This is a genomic window from Klebsiella sp. OBRC7 (assembly GCF_000293135.1).
In the GTDB taxonomy this organism is placed as follows: Bacteria; Pseudomonadota; Gammaproteobacteria; order Enterobacterales; family Enterobacteriaceae; genus Klebsiella; species Klebsiella michiganensis.
The window spans coordinates 31136-53826 of record NZ_ALNJ01000019.1; the positions used below are offsets into that span (position 1 = coordinate 31136).

Annotated in this window: 19 protein-coding genes and 1 tRNA gene; 13 read left to right on the plus strand and 7 right to left on the minus strand. The window is 57.0% G+C overall.

Annotated elements, in window-relative coordinates; translation table 11 throughout:
• The first annotated feature begins 5 nt into the window (after positions 1 to 5).
• Positions 6 to 623 (plus strand): urease accessory protein UreG, encoded by a 618-nt coding sequence (ureG, locus tag HMPREF1144_RS03230; RefSeq protein WP_004105899.1) that lies wholly within the window; start codon positions 6 to 8, stop codon positions 621 to 623.
• A 151-nt stretch (positions 624 to 774) separates the two neighbouring features.
• Complete coding sequence (locus HMPREF1144_RS03235) at positions 775 to 2382, plus strand: purine-cytosine permease family protein (RefSeq protein WP_004854296.1); 1608 nt, start codon at positions 775 to 777, stop codon at positions 2380 to 2382.
• 46 nt (positions 2383 to 2428) lie between these two features.
• Here the strand turns inward: HMPREF1144_RS03235 and tsaD are convergent, their stop codons facing one another.
• On the minus strand, positions 2429 to 3442 hold the full coding sequence (tsaD, locus tag HMPREF1144_RS03240; RefSeq protein WP_004854297.1) for a tRNA (adenosine(37)-N6)-threonylcarbamoyltransferase complex transferase subunit TsaD: 1014 nt from the start codon (positions 3440 to 3442) through the stop codon (positions 2429 to 2431).
• A 237-nt stretch (positions 3443 to 3679) separates the two neighbouring features.
• On the opposite strand from tsaD, the gene rpsU reads away from it, so the two are divergent.
• The 4 genes from rpsU (at position 3680) to HMPREF1144_RS03260 (ending at position 8894) form a co-directional block, all read left to right on the plus strand.
• Positions 3680 to 3895, plus strand: coding sequence for a 30S ribosomal protein S21 (gene rpsU / locus HMPREF1144_RS03245; protein WP_001144069.1), 216 nt, complete (start codon positions 3680 to 3682; stop codon positions 3893 to 3895).
• A gap of 231 nt (positions 3896 to 4126) precedes the next feature.
• Positions 4127 to 5872, plus strand: coding sequence for a DNA primase (gene dnaG / locus HMPREF1144_RS03250; RefSeq protein ID WP_009651848.1), 1746 nt, complete (start codon positions 4127 to 4129; stop codon positions 5870 to 5872).
• Positions 5873 to 6145: 273 nt separating this feature from the next.
• Complete coding sequence (gene rpoD / locus HMPREF1144_RS03255; RefSeq protein WP_004854301.1) at positions 6146 to 7990, plus strand: RNA polymerase sigma factor RpoD; 1845 nt, start codon at positions 6146 to 6148, stop codon at positions 7988 to 7990.
• A gap of 241 nt (positions 7991 to 8231) precedes the next feature.
• Complete coding sequence (locus tag HMPREF1144_RS03260) at positions 8232 to 8894, plus strand: TetR/AcrR family transcriptional regulator (protein ID WP_009651901.1); 663 nt, start codon at positions 8232 to 8234, stop codon at positions 8892 to 8894.
• Positions 8895 to 8963: 69 nt separating this feature from the next.
• On the opposite strand, the gene mug is transcribed toward HMPREF1144_RS03260, so the two are convergent.
• Positions 8964 to 9470, minus strand: a complete 507-nt coding sequence (gene mug, locus HMPREF1144_RS03265) for a G/U mismatch-specific DNA glycosylase (RefSeq protein ID WP_009651862.1) — start codon at positions 9468 to 9470, stop codon at positions 8964 to 8966.
• Between the two features lie 124 nt (positions 9471 to 9594).
• Between mug and HMPREF1144_RS03270 the strand changes: the two genes are divergently transcribed.
• A tRNA-Ile gene (locus tag HMPREF1144_RS03270) sits at positions 9595 to 9670 on the plus strand.
• A gap of 95 nt (positions 9671 to 9765) precedes the next feature.
• On the opposite strand, the gene HMPREF1144_RS03275 is transcribed toward HMPREF1144_RS03270, so the two are convergent.
• The 3 genes from HMPREF1144_RS03275 to HMPREF1144_RS03285 all read right to left on the minus strand — a co-directional run bounded on the left by HMPREF1144_RS03275 (position 9766) and on the right by HMPREF1144_RS03285 (position 13344).
• Entirely contained in the window at positions 9766 to 10089 is a 324-nt protein-coding gene (locus HMPREF1144_RS03275; RefSeq protein ID WP_071532228.1) for a DUF1889 family protein, read from the minus strand.
• Between the two features lie 139 nt (positions 10090 to 10228).
• Entirely contained in the window at positions 10229 to 12142 is a 1914-nt protein-coding gene (gene dhaR / locus HMPREF1144_RS03280; protein ID WP_042926946.1) for a dihydroxyacetone kinase operon transcriptional regulator DhaR, read from the minus strand.
• Between the two features lie 104 nt (positions 12143 to 12246).
• Positions 12247 to 13344, minus strand: a complete 1098-nt coding sequence (locus HMPREF1144_RS03285; protein ID WP_009651847.1) for a glycerol dehydrogenase — start codon at positions 13342 to 13344, stop codon at positions 12247 to 12249.
• A gap of 596 nt (positions 13345 to 13940) precedes the next feature.
• Here HMPREF1144_RS03285 and dhaK point away from each other — a divergent pair.
• The 4 genes from dhaK (at position 13941) to HMPREF1144_RS03310 (ending at position 18801) form a co-directional block, all read left to right on the plus strand.
• Positions 13941 to 15011, plus strand: a complete 1071-nt coding sequence (gene dhaK, locus HMPREF1144_RS03295; RefSeq protein WP_009651831.1) for a dihydroxyacetone kinase subunit DhaK — start codon at positions 13941 to 13943, stop codon at positions 15009 to 15011.
• Positions 15012 to 15022: 11 nt separating this feature from the next.
• Complete coding sequence (gene dhaL, locus HMPREF1144_RS03300) at positions 15023 to 15655, plus strand: dihydroxyacetone kinase subunit DhaL (protein WP_004854381.1); 633 nt, start codon at positions 15023 to 15025, stop codon at positions 15653 to 15655.
• Positions 15656 to 15665: 10 nt separating this feature from the next.
• Positions 15666 to 17084, plus strand: coding sequence for a dihydroxyacetone kinase phosphoryl donor subunit DhaM (gene dhaM / locus HMPREF1144_RS03305; protein ID WP_009651878.1), 1419 nt, complete (start codon positions 15666 to 15668; stop codon positions 17082 to 17084).
• Between the two features lie 67 nt (positions 17085 to 17151).
• Positions 17152 to 18801 (plus strand): glycerone kinase, encoded by a 1650-nt coding sequence (locus HMPREF1144_RS03310; protein WP_004854386.1) that lies wholly within the window; start codon positions 17152 to 17154, stop codon positions 18799 to 18801.
• A 235-nt stretch (positions 18802 to 19036) separates the two neighbouring features.
• On the opposite strand, the gene HMPREF1144_RS03315 is transcribed toward HMPREF1144_RS03310, so the two are convergent.
• Complete coding sequence (locus HMPREF1144_RS03315) at positions 19037 to 19810, minus strand: siderophore-interacting protein (RefSeq protein ID WP_009651892.1); 774 nt, start codon at positions 19808 to 19810, stop codon at positions 19037 to 19039.
• Positions 19811 to 20048: 238 nt separating this feature from the next.
• On the opposite strand from HMPREF1144_RS03315, the gene HMPREF1144_RS03320 reads away from it, so the two are divergent.
• Positions 20049 to 20603: a PadR family transcriptional regulator gene (locus HMPREF1144_RS03320; protein ID WP_004854392.1), complete on the plus strand. Its 555-nt coding sequence runs from the start codon at positions 20049 to 20051 to the stop codon at positions 20601 to 20603.
• A 240-nt stretch (positions 20604 to 20843) separates the two neighbouring features.
• Positions 20844 to 22223 carry a putrescine aminotransferase gene (gene ygjG / locus HMPREF1144_RS03325; RefSeq protein ID WP_009651909.1) on the plus strand — a complete coding sequence of 460 codons (1380 nt, stop codon included), beginning with the start codon at positions 20844 to 20846 and terminating at the stop codon, positions 22221 to 22223.
• 37 nt (positions 22224 to 22260) lie between these two features.
• Here ygjG and HMPREF1144_RS03330 read toward each other — a convergent pair whose 3' ends face one another.
• Positions 22261 to 22593 (minus strand): tRNA-binding protein, encoded by a 333-nt coding sequence (locus HMPREF1144_RS03330; RefSeq protein ID WP_009651879.1) that lies wholly within the window; start codon positions 22591 to 22593, stop codon positions 22261 to 22263.
• Between the last annotated feature and the right edge of the window lie 98 nt (positions 22594 to 22691).

Consider the following 22691-nt stretch of genomic DNA (forward strand, 5'->3'; position numbering starts at 1 on the left):
AAGGTATGAACATGATTAAGCAACCGCTGCGCGTCGGCGTCGGCGGCCCGGTCGGCTCCGGAAAAACCGCGCTGCTGGAAGCCCTCTGCAAAGCCATGCGCGACACCTGGCAGCTGGCGGTGGTGACCAACGATATCTACACCAAAGAAGATCAGCGCATTCTCACCGAGGCTGGCGCCCTGGAGCCTGAAAGAATTGTCGGCGTCGAAACCGGCGGCTGCCCGCATACCGCTATTCGGGAAGATGCGTCAATGAACCTTGCCGCGGTGGAAGCGCTGAGCGAGAAATTCGGCAATCTCGATCTCATCTTTGTGGAAAGCGGCGGCGATAACCTGAGCGCCACCTTCAGCCCGGAGCTGGCGGATCTCACCATCTACGTGATCGACGTGGCGGAAGGGGAAAAGATCCCGCGCAAAGGCGGACCGGGGATCACCAAATCCGACTTCCTGGTGATCAACAAAACCGATCTTGCACCGTACGTGGGCGCGTCTCTGGAAGTGATGGAGCGCGATACCCTGCGCATGCGCGGCGAACGCCCGTGGAGCTTCACCAACCTGAAAAGCGGCGACGGCCTGCAAAATATCATCGCCTTTATCGAAGACAAAGGCATGCTCGGCAAGTAACCCCTGCACCATCCCGGCGCAGAGGTGTCGGGATGGTGCATACCCTGCCCTCTCTTTCGCCATCCCCTTCATAAAGCCCTGATAGCGCCTGCCCTGCGATGTGGCATAAGGTTTGCTAATTCCAGTCATGCCTAACCATTAAGGAATGACTATGTCATCACTGGATATAAAAACTGATTTACCTGCGCAAACCAGTGCCTCCGGCTCAAAAGAAACGCTGGAAGATTATACCCTTCGCTATGCTCCGCTGAGCTTTCGCCGCTGGGGACCGGGGGTTGTCGCGGTGACCGCATTGGGCGGCATCGCCTATCTGGCTGACTTTTCTATCGGCGCCAGCATTGGCATGGCCTGGGGCACCACCAATGCGATTTACGCGATCCTGCTGGCGGCGCTGGTTATTTTTCTTACTGGCATTCCGCTGGCGATTACCGCCGCGCGCTATAACATCGACCTCGACCTGATTACCCGCAGCGCCGGTTTCGGCTACTTTGGTTCGGTGATCACCAGTATTATCTTCGCCGGATTTACCTTTATCTTCTTCGCGCTTGAAGGCTCGATTATGGCGCAGGGGCTACTCGTGGGCCTGGGGATCCCGCTGTGGATGGGCTACCTCATCGCCACGCTGATGGTCTTGCCGCTAGTGGTCTACGGCATGAAGGCGCTGACTCGCCTTCAGGTCTGGACGACGCCGCTGTGGCTGGTCCTGATGGTGGTTCCGGTGGCCTGGCTTATCGTCAAAGATCCGGATCTGGTGGACGGCTTTATGAACTTCGCCGGTAAAAACAACGCCTCAACGGTAGATTTAACCGCCATTATGCTCGGCGCGGGGGTCTGCCTGTCGCTGATCATGCAGATTGGCGAGCAGATCGACTATCTGCGCTTTATGCCGCCGAAGACCGCGGAAAACAGCAAAAGCTGGTGGCTGGCGGTGTTCTCCGCCGGCCCGGGCTGGGTCGTATTAGGCGCGATTAAACAGATTATCGGCGCTTTCCTCGGCTTCTATCTGCTGACCCGCTTCCCGGCGGTGCACAACACCGAACCGGTGCAACAGTTCGTCAGCGTCTTCGATAACCTGGTCCCCGGCTGGCTGGCGCTCACCCTCGCGGTAGTGCTGGTGGTTATCTCGCAGATTAAAATTAACGTCACCAACGCCTATTCCGGCTCGCTGGCGTGGACCAGCGCCTGGACGCGCACCACTAAACGTTATCCGGGGCGGATTATTTTCGTCATCGTCAACCTGGCGATTGCCCTTGCCCTGATGGAAGGCGACATGTTTAGCGCTCTGGCGTGGATCCTCGGCTTCTATTCTAACTTTGCCATCGCCTGGGTGGTGGTGGTCGCCACCGACATCACCGTCAACAAAGGGGTGCTGAAGCTGGCGCCGGCGCAGCCGGAGTATCGCCGCGGGATGATCTATAACGTCAACCCGGTAGGCGTGGTCTCTTTTGCCCTCGCGGCAGGCCTTTCGATTAGCGCCTTCTTCGGCCTGTTGGGCGAAACGCTGGCGCCGTTCTCGCCGCTGATTGCGCTGGCGGTGGCTTTCGTGATGACGCCGGTCATGGGGATCGCCACCCGCGGGCGCTATTACATTAAACAGCGCGATGATGGTATCGCCGAGCCGCGCTACGATGCGCAGGGCAACGCGTCGATCACCGTTTACCGCTGCCTGAGCTGCCGGGAAGAGTACGAACGTCCTGACGTGATGCATTCGCACAAGCACCAGGGGGCGATTTGTTCGCTATGTAAGAGTATGGAATAAGCAGGAAGGCAGGCCGACAGGACGTCGGCCTGTGAAACATCAGACGTTATGCCGCCGGGAGTTCAGCCAGCGGCCAGCGCGGACGAACGGTGACGCCGAGTTCCGCTTTAGCGCCGGAGCGCAGACGAACCATCCCCGCATAGGCAATCATCGCGCCGTTATCGGTACAGAATTCAGGACGGGCGTAGAAGACTTCCCCGCCGCGCTTTTGCATCATTTCCGCCAGCTTCGCGCGCAGCGTACGATTAGCGCTAACACCCCCCGCCATCACCAGCCGTTTAAAGCCGGTTTGTTCCAGCGCGCGGCGGCACTTAATCATCAGCGTATCCACGACCGCGTCTTCGAAAGCGCGGGCGATATCGGCGCGGGTTTGATCGTCATCGCCGTTGCTGCGAATGGTGTTCGCGGCAAAGGTCTTGAGGCCAGAAAAGCTGAAATCCAGCCCGGGGCGATCGGTCATCGGGCGCGGGAAGACAAAGCGCCCTTCGGTGCCCTGGGAGGCCATCTTCGACAGCATCGGGCCGCCGGGATAATCCAGCCCCAGCAGTTTCGCTGTCTTATCGAAGGCTTCGCCCGCCGCGTCGTCAATCGATTCGCCCAGCAGTTCATACTGGCCAATGCCGGTGACGCTGATCAGCTGGGTATGGCCGCCGGAAACCAGCAGCGCGACAAAAGGATACTGTGGCGGATTATCTTCCAGCATCGGCGCCAGCAGGTGCCCTTCCATATGGTGTACCGGGATCGCCGGCACGTTCCAGGCGAACGCCAGCGAACGGCCAACCGTTGCGCCGACCAGCAGCGCGCCAACCAGGCCTGGGCCCGCCGTATACGCAACGGCATCGATATCCTTTGCCGTCAGCCCGGCTTCCTTGAGCGCCGCCTGAATCAGGGGGACGGTTTTACGTACGTGGTCGCGCGAGGCCAGTTCGGGCACCACGCCGCCGTAGTCAGCGTGCAATTTCACCTGACTATACAGCTGGTTGGCTAACAGACCTTTTTCGTCGTCATAAATGGCGATGCCGGTTTCATCGCAGGATGTTTCAATTCCCAGTACACGCATGGCTAGTTTTACCTCGTTTCAATACCGCGCAGTGTAGGACCAATGCGGGTTGATGTAAAACTTTCCTCACCCCTGGCGTTCACTTCGTGTATACTCCCTGTCCTTATAAAAGTCCCTTTCAAAAATCGCGTCGGTGCTTTACAAAGCAGCAGCAATTGCAGTAAAATTCCGCACCATTTTGAAATAAGCTGGCGCTGATGCCAGCGGCAAACCGAATTTATCAAAGGTGAGAGTTACATGCCGGTAATTAAAGTACGTGAAAACGAGCCGTTCGACGTAGCGCTGCGTCGCTTCAAACGTTCATGCGAGAAAGCAGGTGTTCTGGCGGAAGTTCGTCGTCGTGAGTTCTATGAAAAACCGACTACCGAACGTAAACGCGCTAAAGCTTCCGCAGTGAAACGTCACGCGAAGAAACTGGCTCGCGAAAACGCACGCCGCACTCGTCTGTACTAATCTGTTGGGAGCCACGCTCTCAATTCAGACCGAGTTGTAGTTGTAAGGCCGTGCTTCCGAAAGGAATGCGCGGCTTATTTTCGTTTATGCATTAGCATATACACTACACCACAGGATGCTCTCAGGCAGCAAGGGAGTGAGTCCCGGCGCTTACTCAAGTAAGTGGCAGGGGTGAACGAACTCAGCCGACGCAGAGGCAATCTGAAGGCTCAAGTGTATAAAACGGGGCATATGGCTGGACGAATCCCACGAGTATTTATCAATGACCTGCTGGCGCGCACCGACATCGTCGATCTGATCGATGCCCGGGTAAAGCTGAAAAAGCAGGGCAAAAATTTTCACGCGTGCTGTCCGTTCCATAACGAAAAAACCCCCTCTTTCACCGTCAACGGTGAAAAACAGTTTTACCACTGCTTCGGCTGCGGTGCGCACGGCAACGCTATCGACTTCCTGATGAACTACGACAAGCTCGAGTTCGTGGAAACCGTCGAAGAGCTGGCTGCCATGCACAATCTAGACGTGCCGTATGAAGCAGGTAGCGGACCCAGCCAGATTGAGCGCCATCAGCGGCAAAATCTCTATCAGCTGATGGATGGTCTGAACACGTTTTATCAACAGTCTCTGATGCAACCCGCCGCCGGCCCCGCGCGCCAGTATCTGGAAAAACGCGGCTTAAGCAGCGAGGTGATTACGCGCTTCGCGATTGGCTACGCCCCTCCCGGTTGGGATAACGTTTTAAAACGTTTTGGCGGTAATCAAGAAAACCGCCAGTCGCTGATTGATGCGGGCATGCTGGTCACTAACGATCAGGGACGCAGTTACGACCGCTTCCGCGAACGGGTGATGTTCCCCATCCGCGATAAGCGAGGCCGGGTGATTGGTTTTGGTGGTCGCGTGCTGGGTGACGCCATGCCGAAGTACCTGAACTCCCCGGAGACCGATATTTTCCATAAAGGCCGCCAGCTGTACGGTCTTTATGAAGCGCAGCAGGATAATGCTGAACCGCCCCGCCTGCTGGTGGTCGAAGGTTATATGGACGTGGTGGCTCTGGCGCAGTTCGGCATTAACTATGCCGTTGCATCGCTGGGGACGTCGACGACCGCTGACCATATTCAGCTGTTGTTCCGGGTCACCAATCAGGTGGTTTGCTGCTACGACGGCGACCGGGCCGGCCGCGATGCCGCCTGGCGCGCGCTGGAAACGGCGCTGCCGTATATGACCGACGGGCGCCAGCTGCGCTTTATGTTTCTGCCGGATGGCGAAGATCCGGATACGCTGGTGCGCAAAGAAGGGAAAGCCGCATTTGAAGGGCGAATGGAGCAGGCTCAGCCGCTCTCCACGTTTTTGTTCAACAGCCTGCTACCGCAGGTGGATTTGAGCACCCCGGACGGCCGCGCGCAGCTGAGTACCTTAGCGTTGCCGCTGATAACGCAGGTGCCGGGTGAAACGCTGCGCATTTACCTGCGCCAGGAGTTAGGCAATAAGCTGGGGATTTTAGATGATGCGCAGCTTGAACGTTTAATGCCAAAACAGTCTGAAAATGGCATCCAGCGCCCTGCTCCGCAGCTAAAACGCACGACCATGCGTATACTGATAGGGTTACTGGTACAAAACCCGGATCTGGCGCCGCTGGTACCGCCCCTGGAAGGGCTGGACCCGCGTAAAATGCCGGGGCTTGGGTTGTTCAACGAACTGGTTAAAACCTGTTTGGCACAGCCGGGCCTGACCACCGGGCTGCTGTTAGAGCAGTATCGCGGCACAAATGAGGCCGCAACCCTTGAAAAACTGTCGATGTGGGACGATATAGCAGATAAGGATATTGCTGAAAAAACCTTCACCGACTCGCTCAACCATATGTTTGATTCACTGCTGGAGCTGCGGCAAGAAGAGTTGATAGCTCGCGACCGCACTCACGGTTTAAGCAGTGAAGAGCGCCGGGAGCTCTGGACTATCAGCCAGGAACTGGCCAAAAAATAGACGAAAGAAAAACTCATTCAAGTTGAATCAAGGCAGCAAGAGAACGCATCCCCGGGAGTGCGCACAAGTACATGACCAGGATGAGAGAACGTAGCAAACGCAGAGACAACTTGAAAGATAACGCATTGAACGGCTTAAGTGCCGAATATCGTTCGGGAAGACCCCGACAGCCGCTCGAGGCGCAGCGGCAATAATATAAGTACGCCCTCGCTTTAAATGTTGGCAGTTCGCCTGCTTACACCAATCAAACGAATTAAGTGTGGATACCGTCTTATGGAGCAAAACCCGCAGTCACAGCTGAAGCTTCTTGTCCAACGTGGTAAGGAGCAAGGCTATCTGACCTATGCCGAGGTCAATGACCATCTGCCGGAAGATATCGTCGACTCCGACCAGATCGAAGACATCATCCAAATGATCAACGACATGGGCATTCAGGTGATGGAAGAAGCACCGGATGCCGATGATCTTTTGCTTGCTGAAACGAACAACAATACTGACGAAGATGCGGAAGAAGCTGCGGCGCAGGTTCTCTCCAGCGTGGAGTCTGAAATCGGACGCACAACCGACCCGGTGCGCATGTACATGCGTGAAATGGGTACCGTCGAACTGCTGACGCGCGAAGGCGAAATCGACATCGCTAAACGTATCGAAGACGGGATTAACCAGGTTCAGTGCTCGGTGGCTGAATACCCTGAAGCGATCACTTATCTGCTGGAGCAGTACGATCGCGTTGAAGCGGAAGAAGCGCGTCTGTCCGATCTGATCACCGGCTTTGTCGACCCGAACGCTGAAGAAGATCTGGCGCCAACAGCCACTCACGTCGGTTCTGAACTCTCTCAGGAAGAGATGGATGACGACGAAGACGAAGATGAAGAAGAAGACGACGACAGCAGCGATGACGACAACAGCATCGACCCTGAGCTGGCGCGCGAGAAATTCGCCGAGCTGCGCACGCAGTACGAACTGACCCGCGACACCATCAAAGCGAAAGGTCGTAGCCACGCCGCAGCGCAGGAAGAGATCCTCAAGCTGTCCGAAGTGTTCAAACAGTTCCGTCTGGTACCGAAGCAGTTCGATTACCTGGTTAACAGCATGCGTATCATGATGGATCGCGTTCGTACTCAAGAACGTATCATCATGAAGCTGTGCGTTGAGCAGTGCAAAATGCCGAAGAAAAACTTCATCACTCTGTTCACCGGCAACGAAACCAGCGAAACCTGGTTCAATGCGGCCATCGCCATGAACAAGCCGTGGTCAGAGAAGCTGCTTGACGTCAAAGAAGACGTTCAGCGCGGCCTGATGAAACTGCAGCAGATTGAACAAGAGACCGGCCTGACCATCGAGCAGGTAAAAGATATCAACCGTCGTATGTCCATCGGTGAAGCGAAAGCGCGCCGTGCGAAGAAAGAGATGGTTGAAGCGAACCTGCGTCTGGTTATCTCGATCGCCAAGAAATACACCAACCGCGGTCTGCAGTTCCTCGATCTGATCCAGGAAGGCAACATCGGTCTGATGAAGGCGGTTGATAAGTTTGAATACCGCCGCGGCTACAAGTTCTCCACCTACGCAACCTGGTGGATCCGTCAGGCGATCACCCGCTCTATCGCAGACCAGGCGCGCACCATCCGTATTCCGGTGCATATGATTGAGACTATCAACAAGCTCAACCGTATTTCCCGCCAGATGCTGCAGGAGATGGGCCGCGAGCCGACGCCGGAAGAGCTGGCAGAACGCATGCTGATGCCGGAAGACAAAATCCGTAAGGTGCTGAAAATCGCCAAAGAGCCGATCTCCATGGAAACGCCGATTGGCGACGATGAAGATTCGCATCTGGGAGATTTTATCGAGGATAACACCCTCGAGCTGCCGCTGGACTCTGCCACCACCGAGAGCCTGCGCGCCGCCACCCACGACGTTCTGGCTGGCCTGACCGCCCGTGAAGCGAAAGTCCTGCGTATGCGCTTTGGTATCGACATGAATACCGATCACACGCTGGAAGAAGTGGGTAAACAGTTTGACGTAACCCGCGAACGTATTCGTCAGATTGAAGCGAAGGCGCTGCGTAAACTGCGCCATCCGAGCCGTTCTGAAGTGCTGCGTAGCTTCCTCGACGATTAATTATCGCCGCGTCCCCTGAAAAGCCAGTCACATGACTGGCTTTTTTTATGTCTAAGCAGAAACCATTTATTTAATAAATATTAAAATCTCAATATAAAACCTATCAATATATCCAGGTCTTATTCTTATTAATTATTTATGTGCTATTAAATCGCTGGACGCATCGTTTTACGATTGTACTATTGGTTGGTTCACGGGCGTATTTACGCCTAAAACTGCAGGAAAATCATAGGGAAATGAAATGAATAGCAAGCGTAAAATTCAGCTGGCTGATTTTAATAGAACGGTTATTTTAACCACCGCTAATACATTATTTCTAAGCCGTGGAATAGAAAGTACCACCATGGATGAGATCGCACATGAAGCCGGTTTTAGTAAAACCACGCTTTACACCTATTTCGACAATAAAAAGGATATTCTGGATCATCTTATCCTGGAGGTAATGGCGCGTTTCTATCAGGAGCTCATACCAATCGCTAATCGGCAAAATTCATTTCGCGAGTTTTATCGCGAGCTGTGCCAGGCGCTGATGGCTCTCCATGAAACAAGCCTTGCCTACTTTTCCGCGGTAGCCGGGAAGATCGCCTGTTCTGAAAAAATAACTAAAAACAATAAAGCGTTGAAAAATATCGCTATGACTGGAGAACAGATCCACCAGATTATCGCAAAGCGAATCACAGACGCCGCCGAAAAAAAAGAGCTTGGATTAAATGCTCCCGTCGCGGACGTCATGATGCTGTTCTGGCTCTGCCTGACCGGGCTAGTGGAAAAGTCCTCGTACAGAGAAGAATGTCTTTTACGTCACCTTGAGAAAGACCGTAAAGCCTTTCTCAACTTCGCTTTTGACGCCCTCTTATTCATGATAGAAAAAGGGAATATTAGCGATTGCGAAAAAGCTGACTAAAGCCTCAGGCTTAAGCCAGCCACCGACGACCGGGGTGAAAGCCGTAACCTCTTTGTCGTCGGAAATGCATTAAAGCCCCCGCGTGGCCAGCGCCTCGTCAAGCTCCCGGTAGGCCTCCACCAGTTTATCCAGCGTCGCCCGGTTGAGGCCGCTGGGATTCGGCAGCACCCACACTTCCGTTGCCCCAATGGTCACCTGCTGCTTGCCCCATTTTACGCCGCGCACCTGAAACGCTTTCTCGAAGGCCTGTTTACCCAGGATCGCTAGCGCGCGCGGCTGATACTCTTCCATTTTTCTGACCAGTTCACGGCCACCGTCGCGGAGCTCCAGCAGCTCAACCTCGCTGGCCTGCACCGTCGGGCGTTCGACGAGCATCGTGATCCCGCAGCGAGTATCCAGCAGCTGGAGTTCCTCCTCGGGTTTCAGAAGACGGTCGGTAAAGCCGGCCTGGTGAATCACTTTCCAGAAACGATTGCCCGGATGGGCGAAATGAAAACCGGTATGGGCGGAAGACTTCCCCGGATTGATACCGCAAAAGACCACCCGCAGGTCCGGCGCCAGAATATCGTTGATCATGTTTTCCCCAGCTCAATGCCTAAAAGATAATTATAAAGGATTGAAAATGCGTTGTTTATAAAAACAGCAGGCGTGATTTTTAGGCTGGATTGCGGGGAACAGTTACTTTATAATCCCTCGCCACGGCCCCTTAGCTCAGTGGTTAGAGCAGGCGACTCATAATCGCTTGGTCGCTGGTTCAAGTCCAGCAGGGGCCACCAGATACAGCAAGGGCTGACGAGAAATCGTCGGCCCTTTTGCATTGTGCGGCCCCCTCGGGGCGCCGCAGCATAACGTGAGATTCGCGACAGGCGGCTTACACCAGCGCCTGCAGCTGTTCGCGCATATAGACGGTGAAGAATTCCGGGTTTTTAATGACGATCCGGTTACCGGAGGCAATTTTTTCCGCCCAGCCGGCCACTTTTTCCGTGAACCCGGCATCCCATCCCTCCTTTTCACCCCGGGCCATGACGTCGGCAGGATTTGCCGGTACGCCCAGTTCATGCAAATACTTCAAAATTCCCTTAGCGGTACTTTCATCCATAGTATTCGGCACCGACAACGATGTGTTCATACCACCAATAAAATCCAGGGCTTTATCGATTGCTGTTGGCATACTCTTATCCTTAAAATTAACCACGTAATGAACATGATGACACTATGGACCCATCTTCGCCGGGATATCAAAGAGATCGTTGCCTTTCTTTGATTCAGACCGCAGCTAAACGCTTGCGTGGTGCTTTTCTGCTCGACTATTTTGTACCATTCCCCACAGGAAACTACTCCATACGTCCGCGCTTAAACTGGCCGGCGTCGATGTCGTAGTGCTTCATCTTGCGCCACAGCGTGGTGCGGCCAATATTCAGCAGCTGCGCCATCTCCTGCACTCGCCCGCTGGTCACCCGGGCGGCCTGGATAATCGCTTCTTTCTCAATGGCGCTAAAGGTCAGGCTGGCGGGCAGCAGCGAGGAGCCCGCATCGGCGCCCGGCCGCTCGGCAAACAGATATTCCGGCAAATTACTCAGCCGGATATGGCCGTTATCGCTGCTAATGGCGATATTTTCAATCACGCTGTTCAACTCAAAATCGTTGCCCGGCCAGGAGTAGGCCACCAGCTGTGCCAGCGCATCTTCATCCATTTTCAGCCGCGAGGAAAAGCGCTTTTCCAGGCTCTTAAGGCGATTGTGCACCAGCGAAGGAATACTGTTACGCCGCGCGCGCAGCGATGGGATAACGATTTCAAAGGAGTGCAGCGCGTAGTAAAGCTGGCGGCTAAAGCGGTTTTGCTCCACCAGATTGGCAAGATCGACGGTGGTGGTGGCGATCACTTTAACGTCTACCGGAATCAAGCGGCGGGCATCCAGACGGGTTAAAACCCCCTGCTTGATCACCTGCAGCAGCGCGGACTGCAGCTCCGGCGCCAGGTATTCGATTTTTTCCAGAAACAGCGTCCCGCCGTTGGCCAGCTCAAGACGGCTAAGGCGGCCGTTTTCATTGTCCGTCGGCGCGCTGCCCATAAAATCCTGGCCCAGGACGCTGTCGGCATACAGCTGGCAGTTGACCGCGATATACGGCCCGCCGCCCCGCTCGCTCTCATTGTGAATCGCCTGGCTGAGCAGCTCCTTACCCACCCCCTCTTCACCGCACAGCAGCACCGGGAAAGCGCCGCGCGCAGCCTGGCGACCAAAGTGAATCAGCCGCCGGGTTTCCGGGTCGTCCGCCGACATCTGTTCAAAGGTATGGCTCACTTTGCCAAGCTGGCTGGTCATCAACTGGCGCATCTGCTCGACGGGATGTAGCAGCAGAATGAAACTGTTGCCCTGCTCTTCAACGATTGGCTTGAGCGTAATCACGGCGTCGACAAACTGATGCTGGCTTTCGAAGGTGACCTCCACATGGTTCAGCCCGCGCGCGTGCTTAATGGCCCGACGCAGCAGGGCCGGCAGCGTCACCAGCTCATTAATGTTTTTCCCCTGGCTGGCCTGGGCATCAAGATGCAGCAGCGTCGCCGCCTGCACGTTAAGAAACTGCAAAATCCCCTGCTCGTTCCACGCCATCACCCCGTCATCCATGCTCTCCAGCAGACCGTACATCTGGTTAAGATGGCGATTCGACTCGGCCAGCAGGCTATCAGTGAGCAGCGAGTTGCCGACTTCCCGGGCGATAGCCAGGGTCAGGGAGAGGTCAGGCGAAGCCTGTTCTTCCGTCAGGCAGCACAGGGAAATGGAACCGAACAGACGCCCGTGGTTATCAAACACCGGCGTGGAGCTAAACGCCCATCCGTGCAGCGCATGTTTAAAATGCTCCTCGCCCGTCGTTTTGACCGGCTGCCCGAGCATGGAGGCCAGCGAAAGCGCGCAGCTGCCGATAATGCTTTCCGCGCAGTAGCTGCCGTCACGAAATCCCAGCGCCGCAAGCTGGTCGAGGGTCTGTGGATCGCCGCAGCGGCTGAGAATACAGGCGGACTCATCGAGGATGAACAGCGCGCAGGGGCGGTTATCCATAAACTCCCAGGCATCCTCCAGCGCCGCCTGACCAATCGTCAACAGCGCGGTCTTGCGCCGGCAAATCGATTCAAACGTCAGCCCCTGCGCCTGATGCGGCGTCTGCCAGGTTTCCCGCTGCATAAACTTGCTGCAGCGATGCCACGACTGGGTTATCACCAAAGGAAAGCTCTGAGTCTGCGCAGTCATATCCCTATCCGCTGTTTCATAAACGACAACCCCTCCGGCGGCTACCGCCAGAGGGGGAGAAAACGTCTCATCGCTTAAATGAGACGGGGCAGGTCGACGCTAAATTAGCGCGCCAGCCACTGCTGTCCGAGCAGGTCGGCGGTCAGAATCGCCGCATGCACGCTCTGCGCGCTGACCGGGAACGGCATGTTATGAATGGTTTCACCTTCCGCGCAGGTCGCTTTGGCGACTGCCTGAATTTTCTCATCGATGCCCTCTTTAACGCCCATTTGCGCCAGCGTAACCGGCAGCCCGACGGTATGGCAGAAGTTCAGCACCGTTTCGATCTCTTCCATCGGGCTATTTTGCAGCACCAGCTGCGCCAGGGTACCAAACGCCACTTTCTCGCCATGGTACAGATGGTGGCACTCTTCGAGGATGGTGAAACCGTTGTGAATGGCGTGCGCGGCGGCCAGACCGCTACTTTCAAAGCCGATACCGCTGAGGTAGGTATTCGCTTCAACGATGCGTTCCAGCGCATCGGTCACCACGCCGGCCTGGGCAGCGAGGCGGGCTTTTTCGCCTTCCGCCAGCAGCGTATCATAGCACAGGCGCGCCAGGCTCAGCGCCGCTGCCGTCGACTGGCCGCCCGCCATGCTGGTGGCTCTGGCGTCATAACAGGCCCTGGCTTCAAACCAGGTTGAAAGCGCATCCCCCATCCCGGCCACCAGCAGGCGTACCGGCGCTTTAGCGATAATCGCCGTATCCATCACCACCATGTCCGGGTTTTTCGGGTAGATCAGATACTCTTCAAACTCGCCGGCTTCGGTGTAGATAACCGACAGCGCGCTGGTTGGCGCATCGGTGGAGGCGATCGTCGGGATCACCACCACCGGTAGCTTCTGGTAGTAGCCAATGGCTTTCGCCGTATCGAGCGTCTTGCCGCCGCCGATGCCCACCACGCCGCGGCAGCCGTGCTGTTTCAGAATGGCGATCAGACGATTGATCTCAACGTGGCTGCATTCGCCGTTGAAGCGTTCCGCATGGCAACTGATGTTGTGGCTGTGCAAACCTTCCAGCACTTTCTCTCCCGCCAGCTTCATCACGAAGTCATCGGCAATCACGAAAAAGCTGTCCGCCAGGTTTTTGGCGTATTGCCCAAACAGCGTGGATGCATCTGGTCCCTGGAGATATTTGGCTGGAGATTGAATAACTTTTAGCATTCCGTTCACCCTCAAATAAGTGCATGTTTTGACATGATGAGCCCCGGTGTTTCTCCGTCCGGCCTTACATCAAAGGCGGGGACGAAAGCGCTACCTGAGCGATGCCATCACTGTAGGGCGAGCCGCGGGCAAAAAAATCTTTCCCCTTTTTGTCCCGATATGAAACAGGACATAAATTTTATTGTTTCATATTGGAACATGAATTCATGTGAAACGATGGGATTGCGATCTCGATCCGCCCCTTTGGCGCAAAAGAAGGTTACCAGCCGGACGATCGTCGACGTTTTTCACCACCACGGGCGGCACGAAGGGGCAAAATTATTTCTCTGAGCGGGCTTTCCACGCTGCTGAAGCGAGGTGAAAGAGGCGCCTTACATCGCATTTTTCCCTTTCCTTGCGCAAAAATGTTTCATTAAGGAACAAAAATTAATAATTACGTTTCGTAATGAAACTCATTTTATGGCGATTTTTTTTCCCGCCAACTCAGCCAGAATCACTACATCGCCCGATATCGTATATCGTCAGGCGGTACCCCTACACGATGACCGCCTCCGTCAGCAGAGAGGCCGCATCGAAACTCCGACGGAGCATAAACAATGAAAAAACTGATTAACCGTGTCGAAGATGTCCTGAGTGAACAACTGGCTGGCCTGGCAAAAGCCCACCCTGAACTGACGCTGCACCAGGATCCGGTCTACGTCACCCGCGCCGATGCGCCGGTGGCCGGGAAAGTGGCGCTGCTCTCCGGCGGCGGCAGCGGCCACGAGCCGATGCACTGCGGCTATATTGGCCAGGGCATGCTTTCCGGGGCCTGCCCGGGAGAAATTTTCACCTCCCCGACGCCGGATAAAATGTTTGAGTGCGCCATGACCATCGACGGCGGCGAAGGCGTGCTGCTGATTATCAAAAACTACACCGGCGATATTCTTAACTTCGAAACCGCCACCGAGCTGCTGCACGAAAGCGGCGTCAAGGTTACCACCGTGGTAGTCGATGACGACGTGGCGGTGAAAGACAGCCTCTATACCGCCGGGCGGCGCGGCGTGGCGAATACCGTGCTGATTGAAAAACTGGTGGGCGCGGCCGCCGAACGCGGCGACTCGCTGGAAGCCTGCGCCGAACTGGGGCGCAAGCTCAACAACCTCGGCCACTCTATCGGCATCGCGCTCGGCGCCTGCACCGTTCCGGCCGCCGGGCAACCCTCATTCGAACTGCAGGACGATGAGATGGAGTTCGGCGTCGGCATTCACGGCGAACCGGGCATCGACCGCCGCCGCTTCACCTCTCTCGATCGCACCGTTGACGAAATGTTCGATACCCTGCTGGAAAACGGCGCCTATAGCCGCACGCTGCGCCACTGGGACAACGTGAAAGGCGCGTGGCAGGAGGTAACGCAGACCAAGCAGGCGCTGCAAAAAGGCGATCGGGTTATCGCGTTGGTCAACAACCTCGGCGCCACGCCGCTGTCCGAACTCTACGGCGTCTATAACCGTCTGACGCAGCGCTGCGAGGAGGCCGGTATCGTTATCGCGCGCAACCTTATCGGCAGCTACTGTACCTCTCTCGATATGGTGGGTTTTTCCATCACTCTGTTAAAAGCCGATGAAGAGACGCTGGCATTATGGGACGCCCCGGTCCACACCCCGGCGCTGAACTGGGGCAAATAAGGAGCAACGACATGTCATTAAGCAGAACGCAAATCGTAGACTGGCTCTATCGCTGCGGCGATATCTTCACCAAAGAGAGCGATTTTTTGACCGGTCTGGACCGGGAAATCGGCGATGCCGACCACGGCCTGAATATGCATCGTGGTTTCAGCAAGGTGGTGGAAAAGCTGCCGTCGATTGCCGATAAAGACATTGGTTTTATTCTTAAAAATACCGGGATGACGCTGCTCTCCAACGTCGGCGGGGCCAGCGGCCCGCTGTTCGGCACCTTCTTTATCCGCGCCGCTCAGGTGACCCAGGCCCACCAGAGCCTGACCCTTGAGGAGCTCTATCAGACCTTTCGCGAAGGCGCGGAAGGGGTGGTGAATCGCGGCAAAGCCGAGCCGGGCGATAAAACCATGTGCGACGTCTGGCTGCCGGTGGTGGAATCGTTGCGCCAGTCCAGCGAACAGCACCTGTCGATACCAGGCGCCCTTGAGGCGGCCTGCGAACAGGCGCAAGCCGCCGTCCACGCCACGATCGCCATGCAGGCTCGCAAAGGACGGGCCAGCTACCTGGGCGAACGCAGCATCGGGCACCAGGATCCGGGCGCGACCTCGGTGATGTTGATGGTTCAGATGCTGGCCGCAGCGGCCAAAGAGTAAGGAAAACGCGATGGTAAACCTGGTTATTGTTTCTCATAGCGCCCGTCTGGGCGAAGGTGTCGGAGAACTGGCCCGGCAGATGTTAATGAACGATGGCTGCAAGCTGGCGATCGCCGCCGGAATTGACGATCCCGCCAGTCCGATCGGCACCGATCCCATTAAGGTTATGGAAGCCATCGAGTCCGTCGCTGACGCCGATCATATTCTGGTGATGATGGATATCGGCAGCGCCCTGCTGAGCGCCGAAACCGCGCTGGATCTCCTCGATCCGGCCATTGCGGCGAAGGTTCGCCTGTGCGCGGCGCCGCTGGTGGAAGGGACTCTGGCGGCGACGGTGAGCGCCGCCGCCGGAGCCGGCATCGACAAGGTGATCGAAGACGCCATGAACGCGCTGGAGGCAAAACGCGTACAGCTGGGGTTACCATCGCAACCGCAACACGCTTCGCTGGCCGCCGCGCCGGTCGACGACCGCGACGCGCGCTCGGTTTCCGTGGTGATTCAAAACCACAACGGCCTGCACGTTCGTCCGGCGTCAAAGCTGGTCGCCGCGCTGGCGGGATTCAATGCCGACCTGGTGCTGGAGAAAGGGGGTAAATGCGTCACGCCGGACAGCCTCAACCAAATCGCCCTGCTTCAGGTGCGCCGGAACGATACCTTAAGGCTGCTTGCCCGCGGCCCGGACGCCGACGCCGCGCTGGCGGCGTTCCAGGCGCTGGCGGCGGAGAACTTCGGCGAGCCAACGGAGGCGGCGCCCGCGCGTCGGCCCGCCAGCGCCGACCGCGTTGAGGGTAAGGTCGTGCTTTATCCCCAGCCGCAGGACAGGGTCTCGCGGGAAACGAGCACCGCCATCGGCCAGCAGCAGCTGCGGCTGAAACGGGCCATCGACCGGACGCTGGAAGACCTTAGCGCGCTGACGACTCTGGCAGAGGCGACGTTTTCCGCCGACATCGCGGCGATCTTCTCCGGGCATCATACCCTGCTCGATGACCCTGATTTATACGCAGCGGCGTGCGACATCATACGCGACGAGCAGTGCAGCGCGGCGTGGGCCTGGCTACAGGTGCTTAGCGATTTAAGCCAACAATATCGCCATCTCGACGATGCTTACCTGCAGGCGCGCTATATTGATATTGAAGATATTTTGCACCGCACGCTGAGTCACCTTAACGAGCGCGATGAAGTGCTGCCGCAGTTTAGCGCGCCTTCGATCCTCGTTGCCGACGATATCTTCCCTTCTACCGTCCTGCAGCTTAACGCAGAGCAGGTGAAGGGGATCTGCCTGCAGGCCGGCAGCGAGCTCTCTCACGGCGCCATTATCGCCCGCCAGGCGGGTATCGCGATGCTTTGCCAGCAGAGCGATGCTCTGACGCTGCAAGATGGCGAGAGCGTCACCCTTGATATTCCCGGCAAACGCGTGATTCGCGGCTAACCTGCCCTAACCTTTCCGCCCCGGAGGCTGTCCCCTCCGGGAACTCGCTTAACTTTCAGGATCCGTTATGTCTCAATTCTTTTTTAATCAGCGCGCCAACCTCGTCAACGAAGTGATTGAAGGAACGATTATCGCCAGCCCGTGGAATAACCTGGCGCGGCTGGAGAGCGATCCCGCCATTCGCGTGGTGGTGCGTCGCGATCTCGACAAAAACAACGTGGCGGTGATCTCCGGCGGCGGTTCCGGTCACGAACCGGCCCACGCGGGCTTTGTCGGTAAAGGCATGCTGACCGCCGCCGTCTGCGGCGATCTGTTTGCCTCGCCGAGCGTCGATGCGGTGCTGACCGCCATCCAGGCCGTGACCGGCGATGCCGGATGCCTGCTGATCGTCAAGAACTATACCGGCGATCGTCTGAATTTCGGCCTCGCCGCGGAGAAAGCGCGCCGTATGGGCTATAACGTCGAGATGCTGATCGTTGGCGATGATATTTCGCTGCCGGATAACAAACATCCGCGCGGCATTGCCGGGACGATTCTGGTGCATAAAGTGGCCGGCTACTTCGCCGAACGCGGCCACAATCTGGCAACCGTGCTGCGCGAAGCGCAGTATGCCGCCAGACATACCTTCAGCCTTGGCCTGGCCCTTTCCAGCTGCCATCTTCCGCAGGACGCGGAAGCGACTCCGCGCCATCATCCGGACCAGGCCGAGCTGGGCATGGGGATCCACGGCGAACCGGGCGCTTCGGTTATCGCCACGCAGAACAGCGCGGAAATCGTTACGCTGATGGTAGAGAAGCTCAGCGCTGCCCTGCCGGAAACCGGCCGCCTGGCGGTGATGATCAATAATCTTGGCGGCGTATCGGTTGCCGAAATGGCGATTTTGACCCGCGAGCTGGCGCATACGCCGCTGCATCAGCGTATCGACTGGCTGATAGGCCCGGCGTCGCTGGTCACCGCGCTGGATATGAAGGGCTTCTCCCTCACCGCCATCGTGCTGGAAGAGAGCATTGAGAAGGCGCTGCTTTCCGCGGTAGAAACCGCCGGCTGGCAGACGCCGGTACAGCCGCGCGCGATCAGCGTGATGCCATCATCGCTGCGCAGTACGCGGGTGGAGTTTGCGCCCTCGGAGAACAGCGAAGTTGCGGGCTACGTGGAACGTGTGACCGGCACGCTGTCCGAGCTTGAAGCAGACCTCAACGCGCTGGATGCCAAAGTCGGCGACGGCGATACCGGCTCCACCTTCGCCGCCGGCGCGCGCGACATCGCCGACTTGCTACAGCGTCGCCAGCTGCCGCTGGCTAACCTCGCCACGCTGTTTGCCCTGATTGGCGAGCGTCTGACGGTGGTGATGGGCGGCTCCAGCGGCGTGCTGATGTCGATTTTCTTTACCGCCGCCGGGCAGAAGCTGGAACAGGGGGCAAGCGTCGCCGAGGCGCTAAACGCAGGGCTGGCGCAGATGAAGTTTTACGGCGGTGCGGATGAAGGCGACCGGACCATGATTGACGCCCTGCAGCCGGCGCTAACGGCGCTGCTGGCCGAACCGGATAACCTGCAGGCGGCTTTCGCCGCGGCGCAGGCGGGCGCGGATCGTACGCTTCACGCCAGCAAAGCGGGCGCCGGGCGCGCATCGTACCTGAACAGCGATAGCCTGCGCGGCAATATGGACCCCGGCGCCCACGCGGTGGCCATGGTGTTTAAAGCGCTGGCGCAGAAATAGCCTCCCTGGCATCTCCCCTGCTCGCGCTGCGCTTAGCAGGGCTACGGGGAAATAATGCCTCTGCGCACTCTGCTCCCAGGGGCGGCATAAAGCGCCTGCCCGGGCTACGGGTTTATAGCCGCCTGTGGATCGGTAGCCCGGACAGATGCGCAGCCTCGCCTCCGGGAAAATCACCGCGCAGTACTCTTTCGTAGCCCGGGTAAGGCACCAGCCGCAACCCGGGGTTTCTACGCGCTTATTTGCTGTGCCAGTAGGCCTGCGAACGCACCAGCTGCGGATCAATCTCTTCGCCTTCAAAGCGCGCCAGCAGCGACTTCACCACCGCGCCTTCCCCGGTCAGCCAGATAAAATAATCGTCCGCCGGAACCACCACCTGTGCCAACCGTTCGGCCACTGCGGCTGGGTTATGTCCCACCACCCACTCGATATGAAAACCATCGAGATCGGTCAGGTAATCTTGATAAGACTCATCGCCAATGGTGACGATCGCCGTGACCTGCGGGCGCGTCGGAAGCTGCTGCAATGCCAGCAGACGGCGGCGCAGCGCGGGCATGCCTGACTCATCGGTCACATACAGCTGCCAGGCGTAATCTTCCGGCACCACCAGCGAACCGCGCGGCCCGCCGATCACCAGCTTATCGCCCGTTTTCGCCGCCAGCGCCCAGCTGCTGGCAATACCGCCATCGTGAATAAAAAAGTCGTACGCCAGCTCATGACGCCCGGCGTCGTACAGCGGCGTATAGTCGCGGGTCGCCGGACGCACGCCATCGCCCCAGTTAATGCCTTCATCCGTCACCTCCGGCGGCGTGAACGCAGCGCCCGCGGCCGGGAAAAAGAGCTTGGTGTGGTCGTCAAAACCCTGGGAAACAAAGCCTTCCAGTGCCTCTCCGCCCAGCACGACACGCTGGAATGCGCTGCCGATACGCTCGACGCGCAATACGGTTAACTCACGGAAGCGCAGTTCATTACGTACGCGCTGCGGGTATTTAGGGTGTCTGGTCGTTGTCATCTTTCATCGCCTTGGTGAACGGAATAGATATATCTAAAAATCATGCAAATGATAATGATTGCCATTAAAAAAGAATGCAAGCATTTTTTGATATAGTCATATAAAAACGCCACAAAAGCCAAAAACCAAAATTAAAACGTTAAATATCAATTAAATAAAAAATAAACTCACTACTGTATTGCTACTTTATTAATTTTAGATATAAATTAGATATATCAAACAATCACAGGAACAAAACATGAGACACCATCACGAAGAAGGCCGTGGCCCACGCGGACGCCACGGGGAACATAGCGAACACGGCGAGCACGGTCGCAGAGGCGGCGGACGCCGGCAGCGCTTCTTTGGTCACGGCGAGCTGCGCCTGGTGATTCTGGACATCCTCACCCGCAATGCCAGCCACGGTTACGAACTGATTAAAGAGATCGAAACTCTGACCCAGGGCAACTACAGCCCGAGCCCCGGCGTCATCTACCCGACGCTCGATTTACTTCAGGATCAGGGATTAATCAGCGTGGCCGACGAAAACGGCCGCAAAAAAATCGCCATTACCGCTGAAGGCAGTCAGCTGCACGCGGAAAACCTGGAGCAGCTGGAGCATATTCAGACCAGGCTGCAGGCGCGCATGGTGGGCTGTGAACTGCGTAAAAATCCGCAGATGAAGCGCGCGCTGGAGAATTTTAAGGCGGTACTGGATTTAAGGGTTAACCAGCAGGAAATAACCGAAGCTCAGCTAAAGCAGATCGTCGGCGTCATTGACCGCGCGGCAATGGAAATCTCCCAGCTCGACTAGCCCTCTGCCCCATCGCCGGGCAGCCTGCACCGCCGCGAAGCACGCGGCGGGACCCCTTCTGCGCATGGTTTCACGCCTTCAGGAGTAAAACATGCCAATAATTTCGCGATAAGATTAAATTTTGCTCAACCGCAATTTCACGTTGCGTTTATCCCGATTTTCCTGGCCCGCGCCGAAGTGGCGTAATCCCTGCAATACTTAATTCAGTATCATGTGATACGCCCCGCCCAGGAGCATATTTTGAACAGATTACCTTCCAGCGCATCGGCTCTGGCCTGCAGCGCACACGCACTGAATCTCATTGAGAAGCGAACGCTCGATCATGAGGAGATGAAATCACTTAACCAGGAGGTCAGGGAATACTTTAAAGAGCATGTGAACCCGGGGTTTTTAGCGTATCGAAAATCGGTCACTGCTGGCGGGGATTACGGAGCCGTAGAGTGGCAAGCGGGAGGGTTAAATACGCTTGTCGACACTCAGGGACAGGAGTTTATCGACTGCCTGGGTGGGTTTGGGATTTTTAATGTAGGGCACCGTAATCCAGTTGTCGTTTCCGCCGTCGAAAATCAGCTCGCTAAACAACCCCTTCATAGTCAGGAACTGCTGGACCCGCTGCGGGCCATGCTGGCTAAAACCCTGGCGGCCTTAACGCCGGGCAAACTGAAATACAGCTTCTTTAGCAACAGCGGTACCGAATCGGTGGAAGCGGCGTTAAAGCTGGCGAAGGCTTATCAGTCTCCGCGCGGCAAGTTTACCTTCGTCGCCACCAGCGGCGCGTTTCACGGTAAGTCGCTGGGCGCGCTTTCGGCCACCGCGAAATCGACTTTCCGTAAGCCTTTTATGCCGCTGCTGCCGGGATTCCGTCACGTGCCTTTTGGCGATATCAATGCGATGCGCACGCTGCTGAGCGAGTGCAAAAAGACCGGCGATGACGTCGCGGCGGTGATCCTTGAGCCTATTCAGGGCGAAGGCGGGGTGATTCTGCCGCCGCCGGGCTATCTGCCCGCGGTGCGCAAGCTGTGCGATGAGTTTGGCGCGCTGCTGATCCTCGATGAAGTGCAAACCGGCATGGGGCGCACCGGCAAGATGTTCGCCTGCGAGCATGAAAACGTCCAGCCGGACATTCTGTGCCTTGCCAAAGCGCTGGGCGGCGGCGTCATGCCGATTGGCGCAACGGTCGCCACCGAAGAGGTATTCTCGGTGCTGTTCGATAACCCGTTCCTGCATACCACCACGTTCGGCGGCAACCCGCTGGCCTGCGCGGCGGCGCTGGCGACCATCAATGTGCTGCTGACGCAAAACCTGCCCGCGCAGGCGGAGCAGAAAGGCGACATGCTGCTGGACGGCTTCCGCCAGCTGGCCCGCGAATATCCGGATCTGGTGAATGACGTGCGCGGCAAAGGTATGCTGATGGCCATTGAGTTTGTCGATAACGAAATCGGCTATGACTTTGCCAGCGAGATGTTCCGCCAGCGCGTACTGGTAGCCGGAACGCTCAACAACGCAAGGACGATCCGCATAGAACCGCCGCTGACGCTGACCCTTGAGCAGTGTGAACAGGTGCTAAAAGCGGCCCGCCTGGCGCTGGCGGCGCTGCGGGTGTCGGTGGAAGAGGCGTAGTGACCTGCCCTCTCCCTCACAGGGAGAGGGCATTGCGTTATACCACCCGCACGCCAGCAGGCATCGCCCTTTCCGGCGTAAGCAGTACGCTTTCGCTGCCATCGTCGGTTTCGGCGCAAAGCAGCATGCACTCCGAGGTTTCACCGCGCATTTTGGCTTTCGCCAGATTACACAGGACCACGACCGTTTTTCCCAGCAGCTCTTCTTCGCTGTAGTACGGCACGAGGCTGGTTACCGTCTGCAGCGTGCGATCGCCAACGTCAATCCGGGCAATATAGAGCTTGTCGGCATTCTCATGTCGTTTTACCGCCACAATTTTTCCCGTACGCATTTCCAGTCTGGCAAAATCAGCATAAAGCACCGTTTCCATCTTGCACCCCTCAAGTAAAATTTTAGTAAAAGATAACAAATGTCGGCGAGGTTTCCGCATAATAGTGCGAAGAATGTTAGATTCATCACTCTTTTGCG